Consider the following 15,670-nt stretch of genomic DNA (forward strand, 5'->3'; position numbering starts at 1 on the left):
TGTGTTCACCTAGCTATATATTAGTAAAATAGCGTATATTTAAAAGTTCTTAAAATAAGTATAAGTGCGTATTATTGTATTTACCTGCGATTTTTACGGGTGCGGGCTTTGCGCTCGGCGTCTTTTTCCGCTTTGAGTCGGGCTTTTTCGGCGTCTGCCTGCTGAGCACGGGCCACTTCTATTTGACATTGCTCGGGGCTTTCATAGGTTAAGGCGCCAAGTTTACCGTCTCTGACTTCGTTAACCACTAATCGACACACCTTATCCCAATCGACACTCCCTGGACGCAGCATACAGCCACGCTTTTGGGCAATATGGGTTAACAGTGCTTCGTCTTGTTCTTCAATAGCCAGGTCTGCTAAGGCGGTTAGATCAATGCCATAGCGCTCGGTTAGGGCTTCTGGGTAATCTTGCAGTAAGAACTGGGCAGTAAACAAACCTAAATCAATATAGTCGTAAGCGGTTTCTTTAATCGCGCCACTAATGGCCAAGCGAAAACCCGCTTCTGGTGGCGTCAATTTCGGCCACAGGAAACCTGGCGTATCGGTTAGGGTCATATTATTGGCGATTTTGATGTTTTGCTGGGAGCGCGTGACCCCGGCTTCATTGCCAGTTTTGGTCATTTTTTTACCCACCCAGGCATTAATCAAGGTGGATTTACCCACATTGGGAATACCCATAATCATCACGCGCCCACCGCGAATCACAATATCCTTGCCGGCTAGCGCTTTATCAATTCGCTGATAAATCGGCGCCAGTGTACTGCTGTTTTTTTCACTAATGGCAAGTGCCTGCACACCGGCTTGATTATTAAAATAATCTAACCAGGCCTGGGTGCGTTGCGGATCGGCGAGGTCGACCTTGTTTAATAATTTGATACAAGGTTTTTCGCCACGCAATCCGGCAGTTAGCGGATTTTCGCTGGAAAACGGTAGCCGCGCATCGAGAATTTCGATGACGACATCCATTCGAGGCATCACTTCGGCAATCTCTTTGCGGGCCTTGTGCATGTGCCCCGGAAACCAATTGATCATCGACGTGGCTCGTAACCTAATTTGGCTAATCGTGTGGTTAAGCGGGCAACATCATTTGCATCGGCTTTGGATAAATCTTCATATAATTGGTTATAACTGTCCTTAACAAGCTTATCTAACGCACTGATTAAAAACACATTTCTAACCGATGAATTAAGCTGTTCACGGTCACGGGGTTTGGCAAAGAACAGATCATTAATGGCCGGATCATCGGCTAGGATTTGCTCGACTTCATCTAACAATCCGTTTAAAAATGGTACGGTTTCATAAGGCCAATAGGGGCGTCCCCAGCCGTTTTCATAAAACGCCATCCGGTGCGCAATCGCTAGATTAAAGGCATCGGTCATGCCTTCTAAACCATAATTAGGGGCATCATTTCGGGCCCGCTCAATGCGCTCGGGTGCTAATATGGGCGCATCGGATATCCAGCGACCATAGACAACCCAGGTATTGTTACGCTCGATATAATGATACTGTCCGGTGCGATATGGCATCACCGAATCACCGGGTACCACAAATTCTAAATTCGATTGCCGCAGACTGCGCGTATCTTGCCACAACTCCCAGCCATCACCGTATTCGCTCGTGGTATTGACCGCGACAGGCGTACAGAAGGCACCATAATCATGCCCTTCGACATAATCCATGACTTGTAGTTGGTAGTCGCCATTGTCCAGAATGTTGGTGATGCGGCCGATGATAAAGGCATCATCACGAATGGTGGTTGAGGGCAAACCTACAAACACTTGATCGCCAACACGGAATTGACCGGTTAGGTTTGGTAATGCCGCATTGCTCGCTAGCTGTGTTATCGGTGCGGCAACTGATTGTGGATTGGTTTGGGCATGGGTTTGCGCCGCTGCCGATGACACGACCAAGCTCAGTAGACTTACTTTTGCGATGAGCAAACCTGCTGCTTTAGGGAATTGTTTGCTATTTTGCATAGGGTCCTCTTTAAATTCGTTAATCGTCTGTGCCGTTAATCGTCAAGACTAACCGCTAAGACATCACAAGGCGCATCATGCAGCACGCTATCTGCGGTCGAACCCAGCAAGCGTTGCAAACCAGACAAGCCACGACGACCGACAATGATAAGGTCAGCTTTACAGGCTTTTGCTTCGGCGACTATTGCAAGCCGCGGCACACCGGTAATCACTTTAATTGATTGCGCGGCTATACCCGCTTCTGCAACCATTTTGGTTAGCCGCTGTTCGGCGGCCGCAACCACTTTGTCGGCCAGTTCATCAACCCACGCGCCGGCCACGCCGGTAATGGCCACATCTTCAAGCACCGGATAACTTGGCAGTTCGGTGACATGCAAGATATGCAGGTTGGCGTTAAACGTACTCGCCAACGCTTGCGCCCGTGCCAGGGCTTTTTTACTAGAGCTTGAAAAATCTATGGCTACCAATAGGGTGTGATAATGCGCCATGCTGTCTCCTTGTGATGTTTTACACAGAAACTGTGGATAAGTTTGTGTGCAACTTAATTAATCTACCGTAAAAACCTTTAAAGTCTAGGGCTTAACAGGTGTTGCACATTTTTTTGGCAATGTAACTATTTTACCACCGACGGCCGTAGATAAACGGGTTCTGGTAATTGCGCTTCCAACGACCAGGCCTGGTCTAGCCGCGTCCAAGCCAAACGCCCCGCTGTTTCGGCTTCGGGCCAGGCTTCTTGCCAGTCGTTTAATAGGGGCTTTAGGGTGTCCCAACCTTGTTTGAGATTCATTAAGTCTCCTATGCTCCCCTGGTGCGGTTCTGCGAGTGCCGTGCGCAGACTATTGAGCGGCCAAAGTTGCGTCGGTGCTTCAGCAACAAACCCTTGATCTTTATATTGAAAAGCCTGGGCATAGACCTCATCCATCCGTGCATCGAGGAGTGCCCAGTAGCGCTGACCTTGTATCCGGTTAGTCGTTGGGATTTGATGCAGTAATACTTCAAGGCTAGGCAAGCTAATGACCGGCTTTTCCCAGCCCATGGCTAAGCCTTGTACCACACCGGCGGCGATGCGCAGACCTGTAAAGGCACCCGGACCTTGCACCCAAGCTAGTGCACGCAGTGCCTGCGGGTCGAGCTGGGCCTCTTGCAACACCTCATCAACCCAAGGCAGAATGACACGGGCGTGTCCTTGTGGCACCCATTCACTGCGCGTGATGGCTTGACCGTTTTCGAACACGACACTTACAGAACAATTGGCGGTGGTGGCATCAAGGGCAAGAATCGCTGACATGCTAAACGTCCTTTTCAGATAGGTTTTCAGGTTGATGTTTAGTGGGGGTTGCAACTGCAGCCTGCTCGGCTAAAAACGCTTTTACCGGCTCTGGCTGTTCATACCAAGGAAATGGCGGCAGGCTGTCTCGAATCCGCTTGCCATAGCCTTTTTGAGTGAGGCGTGGGTCGCATAGCACCAGCACGCCCCGGTCGGCCGTATCACGAATTAAGCGCCCACAACCTTGTTTTAAATTCATTATGGCTTCGGGTAGCTGAAAATGCGCAAAGCCATTGAGACCTTGGGCTTTAAGGTAAGCTTCGCGGGCTTGAACTATCGGGTCGTCGGGTGGGCTAAATGGAATGCGATCAATCATGACCAGTTGCAACGCCTCGCCTTTAACATCAACCCCTTCCCAGAAGCTCTGGGTGCCCAACAAAATCGCACGCTGGGCTTGCTTAAACTGTTCCAGCAGGCTGTTTTTGTCGCCTTCGCCCTGGACTAATAATTGCCCGTCCCAGTGAGTCGCTAAGATGGCTTTGGCTTCGTTGAGCGCTTTAAAGCTGGTGAAGAGTAAAAACGCCCGGCCGCCACTCAGCTGTAATAGCGGCCAAACGGCGCGCAGACATATTTTTATGTAGTCGGCTTGTTTGGGATCAGGCAAACCGACTGGGTGATAAATGGCGCCTTGCTGGGTGTAATCAAAGGGACTGGCCAGTGCGAGGGTGTGTGCTTTTTGCACACCCAGTCGGTGCATGAAGTAGTCAAATTGACCCTGCACACTGAGGGTTGCCGAGGTGAAAATCCAACTGCCACCGAGTGCGGCACGTTGGCGGTTAAAAGGACCGTCAACATTGAGCGGCACTAGGCTGAGCCGAAACCGTGCTTGCGAGGATTCTACCCAGCGAACCTGGGTTGGATCGTCACTTTGAATCCAATGTGCCAGACTTTCGACCCAACTTTGGGTTTTTCTGGCCAAACTAGCAAGACGTTTACCCCGCTTTTCGAGTTGGCTGAGTTGGTCATTGAGTGCTTGCAGATGACTGAGCAGTTCATCAACGGCGTCCATAAACGGTGTGGTGGCTTGCAGTTCTTGCCAGGTCCAGCGTTTATCCCAACTGCCTAATGTGGCGTTGAGCGTTTTGATGTGCGCTTGTAGGGCTTGGGCACGATCGACCAAATCTTGGCTATCCGCCGCTTCGGCGGCTTGCGCTTCTTTGATGTCTCGCACCAGTTCTTCTAACTGAAAACGACTGAGGTTAAAACCTAGAAATTGTGCCGCGATATCCGCCAGTTGATGGGCTTCGTCAAAAACATAGACTTCGCAGGCCGGCAGTAGTTCGTTAATGCCCTGCTCCCGCAAGGCTAAATCGGCACAGAACAGATGGTGATTAACGACAATTATATCCGCCTCTGTTGCCTGCACCTTGCGTTGCGGATAAAAACACTCGCTGTCTTTTTGGCAATTATTGGCTTGGCAAAATTCAAGCTTGGCACAGACTTTTTGCCAGAGACTGTCTTGTTCGTTAAGCCCTGGGCATTCACTTAAATCGCCGGTTTTGGTGTTTGCCGCCCAAACTTGTAGTTTGCCTAGGGTTTGTTTTTCGGCTTTGGTTAGCGCTTCTTGTAGGGGCGCTAGTTCGAGCCGTGCTTGACAAAGGTAGTTTTCGCGACCTTTGAGTAATAAGACTTTCGGGTAGCGTTGACAGATTTTTTTGAGTTTGGGCAGGTCTTTGCTAAACAATTGCTGTTGTAGGTTTTTGGTGGCGGTAGAGACGAGAATTTTTTTGCCCGATAAAATCGCTGGGATGAGGTAGGCAAAGGTTTTTCCGGTGCCCGTGCCGGCTTCTGCGACCAACAGACCGTCATCATCGATCGTTTTAGCGACCGCTTGTGCTAGTTCAACTTGAGCTTGACGGGGTTGAAAGCCGTCAATCGACTCGCTAAGCCGGCCATCGGTGGCAAAAATAGCCGTTAAGTCTGGTTTGGCCAAAAACGCTGCTCCTTGTCCTACGCAATGTTACAAAGGTGCTTAGGATACCTTAAACCCAGTATCTTGTGTATTATTGATTGTAATCGCTAGACATTTGGCGGAATTGTGAGTAGAATGCGATCTTCAAATTTGAATCCACATTAACCTAGGTAATTATTATGAAAATTTTATCTTCATTGAAATCAGCAAAAACACGTCACAAAGACTGCCAAGTTGTACGTCGTCGTGGCAAGGTTTACGTTATTTGTAAAACCAATCCTAAGTTCAAAGCGCGTCAGCGTTAATTGAACGGCGTCGTTTGACGCAATTGGAAATACCGCGTAAACAAGAAACCGCCCTGATCAGGCGGTTTTTTTATGCCTGGACTCTTATGGTTGCGCTAGTTTGTTTGCGCTAATCTTAAGTTGAAACTGCGCCGATGTTCGGGCAATGGACCATATTTTGCTAGCGCTGCGAAATGGGTGGCGGTGGGATAGCCCTTGTGTTGTGCAAAGCCGTATTCGGGATGGCGCTGGTCGAGTAGGTCCATTTGTTGATCACGGTAGACCTTGGCAATAATAGCTGCGGCACTGATGATATCTAGCCGCGCGTCTCCTTTTATGACCGGCGTGCAGGCATGATCTATTGCGGGGCAACGATTACCGTCGACATAAACATGACTGATGGGTTTTGATAATTGGGCGACGGCTTGGCGCATCGCCCACAGGGTCGCCTGTAAAATATTGAGCTGGTCAATTTGAGCGGGTGTCGCACCGACAATCGCATAGTCGAGTGCGATGGCTTGGATTTGTGCGGCGAGGCTTTCGCGTTTGCTGGCAGATAATTTTTTTGAGTCCGCTAAAGGCAGACCATGATTGGCGGGTAAGATAACCGCGGCCGCAACCACCTCTCCTACCAAAGGACCGCGCCCAACTTCATCAATACCCACCGAGCTAGCATAGCTGTCAGGACTGAGACGTATCGGTTCCAAATTTGGAGTTGAGGCCATTTAAGGTGATTCCCTTGTTGAAGTCAGCCCCGACCACGCTGTCACAGCATGCGCCGCCACTTGCCCGGAGTCTCGGGTTAGCGATTGTTTGATTGCCAAAAACCCTTGGCGCTGGGTGTTGCGAGCATGCCCATCTTCAATAAGTTCACCTAACGCCAAGGCTAATTTGTCACCACACGCATCCTGTTGAATAAACTCCGGAACCAGGGGTGTTTGCGCCAAAATATTGGGCAAACCGACCCAGGGTAATAATGCCATCTGCTTCATCAGCCAATAGGATAACGGATGTACCTTTATCGCAATGATCATTGGACGGGCCATTAATGCGGTTTCTAGCGTAGCGGTTCCCGAGGTAACCAATACCAGTTCGCTCGCCTGCATGACGGTTTGTGCGGGTTGTTGTACCAGTTTTATAGGCAGGCCTGGTGCTTGTTGCGCGACTAACTCCGTTAATAAATCATAAATTTTTTGATTAACGCAGGGCACCACAAACTGATAAAGCGGAAAACGTGGGTGTAGTTTTAGCAAAGCATCCAAATAAATCGGTGCCATGGTGGTCACTTCACTTAATCTTGAGCCCGGTAATACACCAATAACCGGTTGCTCTGGCAAGATATTAAGCGCTGATTTTGCCGCAAGAATGGCGGCTGGGTCGTCTGGGTTGGTGGGCACTTGCTGGGCAAGCGGATGTCCGACACAGCTTACGGGAATCTGCTGTTGTTGGTATATCGCTTCTTCGAATGGAAACAACACTAACATCCCCGAGACGGATGCTTTAATTTTGTGGATTCGCTTTGGCCGCCATGCCCATATTGATGGACTGACATAATGAACCGTAACCAGGCCTGCTTGTTTGAGTTTTTTTGCCAGACCTAAGTTAAAATCTGGCGCATCGATACCAATGAATGCATGGGGTTTGAGCGCTATGATCTGCCTGGCTAAGCGGGCACGCAGTTTTAGTAATTTAGGGAGATGCTTGATGACTTCGGCAAAGCCCATAATGGACAGCTGACTCATATCGGCCCAACCTTCGAGGCCGAGTGCTTGCATCTTAGGCCCCCCTATACCAACAAATCGTGCATGGGGATAACGAGTGAGCAAACCTTGCATTAAATCGGCGCCCAGGGTGTCGCCAGAGAGCTCGCCGGCCACCATGGCAAATACCGGTGGCGTTTGTGACGTTTGATTCATAGCCCTGTTATCGGATGATGCCACTGTGATGGTCTTGAGAAAGGAAGGCTAACAACGAGTCTAAGGTACCGGCGCTATCATTGATGGCTTGAATTTCTGTAATAGCCTGAACGAGCTTAAGTTCTTTGCGATAGATCAAACGGTAGGCTTTTTTAATGAGACTAATTTGGGTTTCGTTAAAGCCACGGCGCTTCAAACCCTCGGCATTGATGCCATGCGGTTTAGCGATGTTGCCCGATACCACAACATAGTTGGGTATATCTTGGTTAATAACACTGCCCATACCGCAAAAAGCATGCGCCCCGATATGGCAGAACTGATGCACCAGGGTGTAGCCGCCCAGAATAGCCCAATCGTCGACCTTAACATGACCGGCCAAGGCAACGGCATTGGCAAAAATGGTGTTATTGCCCACCTCACAATCATGGGCAATATGAACGCCAGCCATAATCCAGTTGTTATCGCCAATGGCGGTATAACCTAAATCTTGAACGGTTCCGGTATTGACGGTGACATTTTCGCGAAAGGTATTGCCCGCCCCGATTCTAACTTCCGTCGGCTCATCTCGGTATTTTTTGTCTTGCGGCGCGGCACCAATGCAACTAAAGGGGAAAAAACGGTTGTTCGGACCAATGCGTGTATGCCCATCTAAGACTACGTGAGAATCAAGCTGACACCCCTGCTCTAATTGCACATGAGCTCCAATCACACAGAAAGGGCCTACTTTGACATCATCGGCAAGTTGCGCTTTTGGGTCAATGACGGCGGTGGGATGAATTAAAACAGACATAGTTGCAACCTTTTACACCTTACGCTCGGCACACATCAGATCCGCTGAGGCAATGACCTTGCCATCAATGCGGGTTTCGCATTCAAATTTCCAGATCCCCCGTTTTTGACCGGTGGTGACCACTGAAAAATCAAGGCGGTCACCAGGAACTGCAGGTTGTCGAAAACGGCAGTTATCGATTGCTGCTAAATAATACATGGTACTGCCATCTGATTTTTTTTCTTGCGTTTTGAATGCTAATATTCCGGTACATTGAGCCATGGCTTCGACAATCATCACACCGGGCATAATCGGATTATTTGGAAAGTGCCCGGTGAATTGTGGTTCGTTAAAAGTGATGTTTTTATAGGCTTTTAGTGATACACCCAGTTCTATCTCGGTCACGCGGTCAACTAATAGAAAGGGATAACGGTGCGGCAAGTAATCGAATATTTCTTTTATATCTAGCATGAATTAATGTTCCAAATAAAATCAAATAACCAGCCTAGTTGTCAGTTGAGAACTTTGCCAAGTGTTTTTCGAGTTGTTTAATACGTTGTGTCAACTCTGTCAGTTTTCGCGTTTGAATGATTGTTTTTTGCCATTGGGCATGAGGGACAGCTGGGAAACCGGAATAGACCCCAGATTCATCAATATTAGCAATAATGCCACCTCGAGCCATCAAGGTGGTTTTATCAGCAATTCTGGTGTGACCGACCACGCCAGCTTGACCCGCAAAGACACAATATTCGCCAATATGGGTACTGCCAGCAATCCCCACTTGCGCGGCCATAGCCGTGCCTTTACCCACGCTTACGTTATGAGCGATATGAATCAGGTTATCAATAATACAATCGTCACCTATACGGGTATCTTCCAATGCACCACGGTCAATACAGGTATTGGAACCAATCGAAACACGATCGCCAATAATAACGCGACCGACTTGAGGAATTTTTAGCCAGCGGCCTTGGTGGGGTGCAAACCCAAAACCATCGCCGCCAATCACCGCACCAGATTTTATATGACAATCATTGCCCACTTCGCAGTTATGCAGGATTGAGACGTTATTATCAATACGCGTGCGCGCACCAATTTTGCTACCCGCTGCAATTCGACAGTGCGAACCAATAACGACATCTTCGCCAATGACCGCGCCGGCCTCGATAACCACAAAGGGTCCAATCACCGCTGATGATGCGAGATGGGCGCCACTATTGACAACCGCTTGTGGATGAATTCCCGACGCCGGGCGTGGGGTTTGATAAAAAAACTGTGCTAGCACGGCAAAAGCCGCATACGGATCGGCTACTAACAATGCCGACATCGGTGGCTGGCACTTTTCTAGCCAGTGCGGTTTGATGAGGAGCAGGCCTGCTTGGCTCGAGGCCACTTTATTGAAGTGTTTGGACTGGCTCACAAAACTCATTTGCTCGGGCGTCGCTTGATCTAAAGGCGCGATACCACTTAATTGCTCGGGTAATGGCCCGTGCGCTTGCACATCCATCCCAAATTGGAGCAAATGATTTAAGAGTTGCTGTCCTGAATAGTTCACCCGCAAACGCCTTGTGTCTTGCTTAACGATTAAAGTTGGAGCCAGGTTGCTCGTGCAACTCGGTCATGTATTGCAACACCTGCTCGGTTAGATCAATACGTGAGCTGGTAAACGCAATGCCTTCGTAAAGAATCAAGTCAAAGCCTTCGCGCTGACCCACTGCTCGAATAGCATCATTAACCACATTTTGCAGTTTGGCCAGCTCTTCATTGCGGCGGATGTTGAGCAATTCTTGTACATCATTGCGTTTGCGTTGAATTTCGCGCCCCAGAATCGCCACTTCACGTTCGCGTAAATTTTGCTGAGACTCGGTCATGGCTAAACGGTCACGATTGAGTTCGCTCTGCTTTTGCTCCATCTGACTATTAAGATTAATGAGCTCTTGTTGTTGGGCCGAGAATTCTTGTTCTAAACCGGCACTTGCTGATTTTGCTTGTGGCGATTGTTCTAAAAGAACCGCAACATTAACAACGCCAACCTTGACGGCATCTGACTGAGCCCAAGTTTGTAAGGGCTGAAAGCCTAGCCATACTGTAACGAAACCCACTGCTAACCATTGACGCATATGTTTAATTCCATTCAAATTTTGCACCATACTAAAACACTCATCCTGTCATTGTAAGCGTGTTAGCCTAAAAAGGCACACCTAAGCTAAACTGAAATGACTGTGTTTTATCACCTTTTTCCGTTTTAATGGGTCGAGAAAAGCTAAAGGCTAAGGGTCCTACTGGCGTAATCCATGAGAAACCCAGACCTGTGGCTATTCTAAACGCACTAGGGTCAACATCGTCTAAATTGGCGTAAATATTACCACCGTCCACAAACCAACTCAGACGTATGTTGCTTGAATCTTCTATTAAGGGCATCGGGAAAACCAACTCTGCCGTTGTAATCGCTCGCGCATCGCCACCACGTGGGCGATTGGAGCCTTCATCAGGGGTATAAAAACCACCGAGTGAGTTGGGTTCAAAGCCACGCACCGAGCCAATGCCCCCGGCGAAGAAACGCTCGTAGAATGGCAAGCGATTTAAATCACCATAGCCTTCACCGAAGGCCAAGGATGCAGATAGTTTTAGCGTAAAGTCATCGTTGATACGCGTCCACCAGGCTTCATCAAGGAAGACTTTATAAAAAGTGACATCTGAGGTACCGGGAATAGCGGCTTGCGCTGAAACACTGGCTCGATGACCCTCGGTTGGGAAGAAGAAGCTATTGCGACTGTCGTATCGCCAACCGCCAGTTAAGGATAAAACGGCATTCGTTTTGCCAAAGTCGTCAACAAAATTATTACAATCCACGAAGTTGCTGGTATTACAGTTAACCCCAACTTCTTCAATCCGCAGACCCATATTTAAACGCGTTAACTCGGATGTTGGATAACCTACGCTGATGCGTGCGCCGAGTCTGTCAAGGGTGTAATCGGTAATATTTAGCTCTGACGCATTGACCTTACTATAAAAAACACCAGTTGATAAGCTGACGCCATCTTTGGTGAAATAGGGATTGGTAAAGCCGATATCGGCACTTTGAATCGCCACCGATGAGTTAATACTTAATTCGAGCTCGTTGCCGCTACCTAAGAGATTTTTTTCGGCAATACCTAGGTTAAAGCTAATCCCGTCTAACTGGGAGAAACCAATACCGGCGGTAAAGGATCCGGTTGGCTGTTCTTCAACTTGAATCACCAAATCCACCTCATCATCAGCAACGCGACGGGTATCGACATTGACACTGGAGAAATAACCTAAACGGTTTAATCGTGATGTCGATTGACGCACGGCTTGCAATGAGTAAGGGGCTTTTTCAAATTGACGCATTTCTCGACGTAACACGTGATCTCGTGTTCGCGTATTGCCTTCAATTTCTATACGACGTACATAGACATGTGACCCTTCGTCCAATACAAAGTTAATAGTCGCTAATTGCTCATCCTGGTTAAGGTCAATGCGTGGATCAACATCTGCAAATGCAAAACCAATGTCACTAAAACGGTCTCGTATGGCATTAATACCCGCTATGATACGACTGCGGGAAAATAACTCACCCGCTTCAAGATTGAGAAGCTCGAGCAGTTCTGCTTCTGGAATACGGCCAGAGCCACTGAAGGTGAGTTGATCGAGCCGATACTGCGGACCTTCGGTCATGTTGACCGAAATATAAACCTCGGTTAAATCTTCAGACAGAGCCACTTGTGAGGAATTAATGTCAAATTCTGCAAACCCTCGGTCTAGGTAGAAAGAGCGCAAGGTTTCTAAGTCTGCTTGTAGCTTGGGACGCGAGTATTTGTCGGCACTACCAAACACAACGACTTCTTTTAACAACATCTGACCTTTTAAGCGATTATCGGTATAGGTGTTGTTACCCACCAAGCTAATCCGTTCGATAGATGCGGGCGCACCCTCGGTAATATCAATATTGAGTGCGACTCTATTGCGCGGCAAGTCTTCGACACTAATTTGTACCTGTGCCGCGTAATAACCTTGGTTATGGTACTGACGACGCAAATCGAGGATAACCCGTTCCATTTCAACCGGATTAAAAATTTTCCCTTGGGTAATTCCCAAGCCCGTAAGTGCTTTGGTTAGATCGTCGGTTTTAATCAACCGGTTACCCTTGATCACTATATCAGCTATAGATGGGCGCTCGACTACTTGAATAATAAGTTCATTGTTATCACCCCGGAACAAGGCAATATCGTTAAAAAATCCGGTTCGAAATAGCGCCCGAATACTCTCTTGCTCTAGGCCAAGCGTTAGGGTTTCGCCTACGCGAACCGGTAAATAGGTGTTGAGAGTTTCAAAACCAATACGTTCGGTGCCTTGTACTTGTATGTCACTGATTACAAAATCGTCCGCAACAGCTCCCGATGCGACAGTCAGCGCACAGAGGGTTGCGAGCAATTTAGGTTTGAAGTAACGAGTAATCATTTTATCCATTCGATAGCCTTAGCAGGTCATTGGAAATCGCTAACAGCGTCAAGCCTGCAATCATTAAAAATCCAACACGTTGCGCCGCCATTTCAAAGCCTTCGCTTACTGGCTTGCCGCGTATCATTTCATACACATAATAGGTTAAATGCCCCCCATCAAGCATGGGAATAGGCAATAAATTTAAAATACCGAGACTTAAACTTAACAGCGCCATTAAGGTTAAAAATTGCACCCAGCCGGACTGAATCGCTTGACCTGAAAAATCCGCAATACTAATAGGCCCTGATAAATGGCTTAAACTTATATCACCGGTAATCATACGCTTGAGCATGGTCAGCGTCATACTAATTAGGGCTTGAGTTTGCTCTAATCCAGCCACTGTAGCCGACCATAAACCAAGCTGTTGCGTTTGCTGGTACTGTCTTATGATGCTTGGGTCTTGGTAAACACTGGCTCCTAACTGCCCGCGCGTTTCACCATTAACAACCAATGCCGCTAATTGTACCCAAGTATTAAACTCGGCACCATCGCGGCGATAGGTTATTTGTGCCGTTTGTCCCGGATTGGCATGCACCCAGGCGACCAGTTCCTGCCAACTACTTACTGAGTTGTCGTTAACCCGTTCAATAATGTCACCTGCGCGCAAACCCGCTTGTTGAGCCGGACTGGCCTCAATGACGCGGTCTAACTGCGCTGGCAAACTCGGTAAATATCGTGCCCAACCCAGTTCAAATAGTACATCGGCATTAAAATCATTAATATTTAAATGACTGATCGGCAATCTGACGTCTTGGGTTACTAAGGGTTCGGATGCCTCAATATCGGCTGATAAGGTGAGCTTAATTGTGTCATGCTGATTAATCAGCCCTTGCACCAAACCTTGGGATACTCCCTGCCAACCATAAACGTCCCGACCATCAACCGCGATAATCCACCAGGCCTGCTCGGTCGATTCGCCCATCGAACCTAATGGGGACAGTGCTTGGGCAACAGGTGATCCGGGCTGATCTAGGGTAAACAGTGCTTTTGGCTGGGCCACACCGACGGAATAGATAAAGATATAGATTAACCACGCAAACAGCAAATTGATCGCAGGCCCTGCGGCAACTATGGCAAAGCGTTTATAGACCGATTGGCGATTAAAGGCGCGTGCTTGTTCGGCAGGATCAACAGGCCCATTACGTTCATCTAAAAAGCGAACATAGCCCCCTAATGGAATGGCGGCTAATTGAAACTGAGTTTCGCCGACTTGTCGCGTCCAAATGGGTTTACCAAAACCCACTGAAAACACTTCCGCTTTGACTTTAAACCAGCGACCCACGGCATAGTGCCCCCACTCATGAATGGTGACTAAAATGCCGATCAATACAATAAAGCCAACAATGGACCAAATTACGCTACTAACCATGACCATCCCACCCAAAACAAGGGTAATGCAATTAATAGACTATCCACGCGGTCCAAGACACCGCCGTGGCCAGGTAGGAGGCGACTACTATCCTTAATACCTGACTGACGTTTTAGTAAACTCTCAAATAAATCCCCACCTACCGAGATAAAAGCCACCACAATACTCAATAGGATAAAGGCTGGGGCTGATAGCGCCTGATCGGGGGCTAGGTTTGCTAAGCCGCCTGAGATCACGACCACAACAGCAAACAAGGCCACCAACACCAGACCGCCCCAAACCCCCTCCCAACTCTTACCTGGACTAACGTAGGCGGCTAATTTGCGCTTGCCCCATTGTCGACCAGCAAAATAAGCCCCAGTGTCCATAATCCACACCAATGCCATGGCATAAAGCAATAACCAAACAGAAAAGCTCATACGCAATTCAATTAATGCCAAGCCAAAAGCGGAGATAAAAATCGCACCGAGCGTCATGGCTACAAAGGTGTCTTGATACAGCTGTACCTGTCCTTTGGCTCGCTGATAACGCACAACACCATAGGTTATTGCTAATAGTTGTATTAGCACGAAACCCGTCATCCATGATGCTAGATCTAGTTGCCAAAGCGCCCATACACAGCTGAGGACAACAAGCGCATAGCTGGCTTTGAGCATTTCTGCGCGCCAGCCATAGAGATTAGGCCACTCCCAAGCGGCTAGCGTTACAACACCAAAGACGATATAGAGCCACCAACTTTCATCAGCAACAAATAATGCTAGGCCCGCTAGGGTCAACAACACGATAGCGGTAATAATTCTAGGCACTAGCATTGGGTGACCTGCTCGCCGGTTTGACCAAAACGACGTTGACGTTTAGCAAAGGATTCCAGTGCTTTGTCAAATTCCACTTCATTGAAGTCCGGCCAAAGTGTTGAGGTGAAATAGAATTCGGCATAGGCCATTTGCCAAATCATAAAATTACTTATTCGTTCTTCACCACCGGTACGAATCAATAAATCCGGTTCCGGCAAGTCCGACAAGCTTAAAAATGGCTGGATGGCATCGGGGGTTAATTGCGCGAAGGTTTGATCCGGATTAGCCTGTTGCCAGGCCTGCACCGCGTTTACAATGTCAGCACGGCCACCGTAATTGGCGGCAATATTTAGATGCAAAGCGGTGTTATGCTGAGTGAGGGTTTCAGCTCGTTCGATGTAGGTTTGAATGTCTGGTGAAAAACCGTGTTTATCTCCGATAACACGGACGCGAACATTATGCTTATGCAGGGTATCTACTTCTTTTTGCAAGGCCGTTAAGAACATCCCCATTAGTTTGGAAACTTCATCGGCTGGCCGACGCCAATTTTCAGTACTAAAGGCAAATAGTGTCAAGGCTTGCACACCACGGTTAATCGCCGCTTGAATGACTTTTTTAACCGCCGTTCGGCCTTTTTGATGACCAACATAGCGAGGCAAAAAGCGCTTCTTTGCCCAACGGCCATTACCATCCATGATAATGCCGATATGTTGCGGTATGTAGGGTGCTACTCCCGGTGTTTGTTGATCCTTAAGGTTTGTCAAACAATGCATCCCACTTAACTTAATAGAATAACG

At 48.1% G+C, this 15,670-nt stretch carries 16 protein-coding genes; 1 reads left to right on the plus strand and 15 read right to left on the minus strand.

Going from position 1 to position 15,670, the window contains the following annotated elements; genetic code table 11:
• Positions 1-80: 80 nt before the first annotated feature.
• From ylqF to THICY_RS04885, 5 genes are all read right to left on the minus strand, one after another.
• On the minus strand, positions 81-1,034 hold the full coding sequence (gene ylqF, locus THICY_RS04865; protein ID WP_013835497.1) for a ribosome biogenesis GTPase YlqF: 954 nt from the start codon (positions 1,032-1,034) through the stop codon (positions 81-83).
• Positions 1,031-1,978: a hypothetical protein gene (locus THICY_RS04870; protein WP_013835498.1), complete on the minus strand. Its 948-nt coding sequence runs from the start codon at positions 1,976-1,978 to the stop codon at positions 1,031-1,033. The genes ylqF and THICY_RS04870 overlap by 4 nt, the downstream gene beginning before the upstream one ends.
• 35 nt (positions 1,979-2,013) lie before the next feature.
• On the minus strand, positions 2,014-2,466 hold the full coding sequence (locus tag THICY_RS04875) for a universal stress protein (RefSeq protein WP_013835499.1): 453 nt from the start codon (positions 2,464-2,466) through the stop codon (positions 2,014-2,016).
• 125 nt (positions 2,467-2,591) lie between these two features.
• Positions 2,592-3,266, minus strand: coding sequence for a tRNA (adenosine(37)-N6)-threonylcarbamoyltransferase complex dimerization subunit type 1 TsaB (gene tsaB, locus THICY_RS04880; protein ID WP_013835500.1), 675 nt, complete (start codon positions 3,264-3,266; stop codon positions 2,592-2,594).
• 1 nt (position 3,267) lies between these two features.
• Positions 3,268-5,238, minus strand: a complete 1,971-nt coding sequence (locus THICY_RS04885) for an ATP-dependent DNA helicase (protein WP_013835501.1) — start codon at positions 5,236-5,238, stop codon at positions 3,268-3,270.
• Positions 5,239-5,396: 158 nt separating this feature from the next.
• Here THICY_RS04885 and ykgO point away from each other — a divergent pair, with 158 nt between their 5' ends.
• A complete protein-coding gene (gene ykgO / locus THICY_RS04890; protein ID WP_006459136.1) occupies positions 5,397-5,522 on the plus strand; it encodes a type B 50S ribosomal protein L36 in 126 nt (41 codons plus the stop codon).
• 95 nt (positions 5,523-5,617) lie between these two features.
• On the opposite strand, the gene THICY_RS04895 is transcribed toward ykgO, so the two are convergent.
• From THICY_RS04895 to uppS, 10 genes are read right to left on the minus strand one after another with little or no spacing between them, the layout of a single operon-like run.
• Positions 5,618-6,226, minus strand: coding sequence for a ribonuclease HII (locus THICY_RS04895; protein WP_013835502.1), 609 nt, complete (start codon positions 6,224-6,226; stop codon positions 5,618-5,620).
• On the minus strand, positions 6,227-7,417 hold the full coding sequence (gene lpxB, locus THICY_RS04900; protein ID WP_013835503.1) for a lipid-A-disaccharide synthase: 1,191 nt from the start codon (positions 7,415-7,417) through the stop codon (positions 6,227-6,229). It abuts the gene before it with no gap.
• A 7-nt stretch (positions 7,418-7,424) separates the two neighbouring features.
• Entirely contained in the window at positions 7,425-8,207 is a 783-nt protein-coding gene (gene lpxA, locus THICY_RS04905) for an acyl-ACP--UDP-N-acetylglucosamine O-acyltransferase (protein ID WP_013835504.1), read from the minus strand.
• Between the two features lie 12 nt (positions 8,208-8,219).
• Positions 8,220-8,657, minus strand: coding sequence for a 3-hydroxyacyl-ACP dehydratase FabZ (fabZ, locus tag THICY_RS04910; RefSeq protein WP_013835505.1), 438 nt, complete (start codon positions 8,655-8,657; stop codon positions 8,220-8,222).
• A 34-nt stretch (positions 8,658-8,691) separates the two neighbouring features.
• Positions 8,692-9,741 (minus strand): UDP-3-O-(3-hydroxymyristoyl)glucosamine N-acyltransferase, encoded by a 1,050-nt coding sequence (lpxD, locus tag THICY_RS04915; RefSeq protein ID WP_013835506.1) that lies wholly within the window; start codon positions 9,739-9,741, stop codon positions 8,692-8,694.
• A 22-nt stretch (positions 9,742-9,763) separates the two neighbouring features.
• Entirely contained in the window at positions 9,764-10,333 is a 570-nt protein-coding gene (locus THICY_RS04920) for an OmpH family outer membrane protein (protein WP_407635097.1), read from the minus strand.
• Between the two features lie 40 nt (positions 10,334-10,373).
• Positions 10,374-12,677, minus strand: a complete 2,304-nt coding sequence (gene bamA / locus THICY_RS04925) for an outer membrane protein assembly factor BamA (protein WP_013835508.1) — start codon at positions 12,675-12,677, stop codon at positions 10,374-10,376.
• On the minus strand, positions 12,670-14,079 hold the full coding sequence (gene rseP, locus THICY_RS04930; RefSeq protein ID WP_013835509.1) for an RIP metalloprotease RseP: 1,410 nt from the start codon (positions 14,077-14,079) through the stop codon (positions 12,670-12,672). Before rseP ends, bamA begins: the two co-directional genes overlap by 8 nt.
• Positions 14,064-14,891, minus strand: a complete 828-nt coding sequence (locus tag THICY_RS04935) for a phosphatidate cytidylyltransferase (protein WP_013835510.1) — start codon at positions 14,889-14,891, stop codon at positions 14,064-14,066. The genes rseP and THICY_RS04935 overlap by 16 nt, the downstream gene beginning before the upstream one ends.
• Complete coding sequence (gene uppS / locus THICY_RS04940) at positions 14,885-15,646, minus strand: polyprenyl diphosphate synthase (RefSeq protein ID WP_013835511.1); 762 nt, start codon at positions 15,644-15,646, stop codon at positions 14,885-14,887. Before uppS ends, THICY_RS04935 begins: the two co-directional genes overlap by 7 nt.
• Positions 15,647-15,670: the final 24 nt, after the last annotated feature.

This window comes from Thiomicrospira cyclica ALM1 (assembly GCF_000214825.1).
In the GTDB taxonomy this organism is placed as follows: domain Bacteria; phylum Pseudomonadota; class Gammaproteobacteria; order Thiomicrospirales; family Thiomicrospiraceae; genus Thiomicrospira; species Thiomicrospira cyclica.

What these genes read in the sequence shown, in the direction of transcription:
- ylqF (WP_013835497.1), bottom strand. Translation starts at nt 1,034, where the DNA reads ATGATCAATTGGTTTCCGGGGCACATGCACAAGGCCCGCAAAGAGATT.
- THICY_RS04870 (WP_013835498.1), bottom strand. Translation starts at nt 1,978, where the DNA reads ATGCAAAATAGCAAACAATTCCCTAAAGCAGCAGGTTTGCTCATCGCA.
- THICY_RS04875 (WP_013835499.1), bottom strand. Translation starts at nt 2,466, where the DNA reads ATGGCGCATTATCACACCCTATTGGTAGCCATAGATTTTTCAAGCTCT.
- tsaB (WP_013835500.1), bottom strand. Translation starts at nt 3,266, where the DNA reads ATGTCAGCGATTCTTGCCCTTGATGCCACCACCGCCAATTGTTCTGTA.
- ykgO (WP_006459136.1), top strand. Translation starts at nt 5,397, where the DNA reads ATGAAAATTTTATCTTCATTGAAATCAGCAAAAACACGTCACAAAGAC.
- THICY_RS04895 (WP_013835502.1), bottom strand. Translation starts at nt 6,226, where the DNA reads ATGGCCTCAACTCCAAATTTGGAACCGATACGTCTCAGTCCTGACAGC.
- lpxB (WP_013835503.1), bottom strand. Translation starts at nt 7,417, where the DNA reads ATGAATCAAACGTCACAAACGCCACCGGTATTTGCCATGGTGGCCGGC.
- lpxA (WP_013835504.1), bottom strand. Translation starts at nt 8,207, where the DNA reads ATGTCTGTTTTAATTCATCCCACCGCCGTCATTGACCCAAAAGCGCAA.
- fabZ (WP_013835505.1), bottom strand. Translation starts at nt 8,657, where the DNA reads ATGCTAGATATAAAAGAAATATTCGATTACTTGCCGCACCGTTATCCC.
- bamA (WP_013835508.1), bottom strand. Translation starts at nt 12,677, where the DNA reads ATGGATAAAATGATTACTCGTTACTTCAAACCTAAATTGCTCGCAACC.
- rseP (WP_013835509.1), bottom strand. Translation starts at nt 14,079, where the DNA reads ATGGTTAGTAGCGTAATTTGGTCCATTGTTGGCTTTATTGTATTGATC.
- THICY_RS04935 (WP_013835510.1), bottom strand. Translation starts at nt 14,891, where the DNA reads ATGCTAGTGCCTAGAATTATTACCGCTATCGTGTTGTTGACCCTAGCG.
- uppS (WP_013835511.1), bottom strand. Translation starts at nt 15,646, where the DNA reads ATGCATTGTTTGACAAACCTTAAGGATCAACAAACACCGGGAGTAGCA.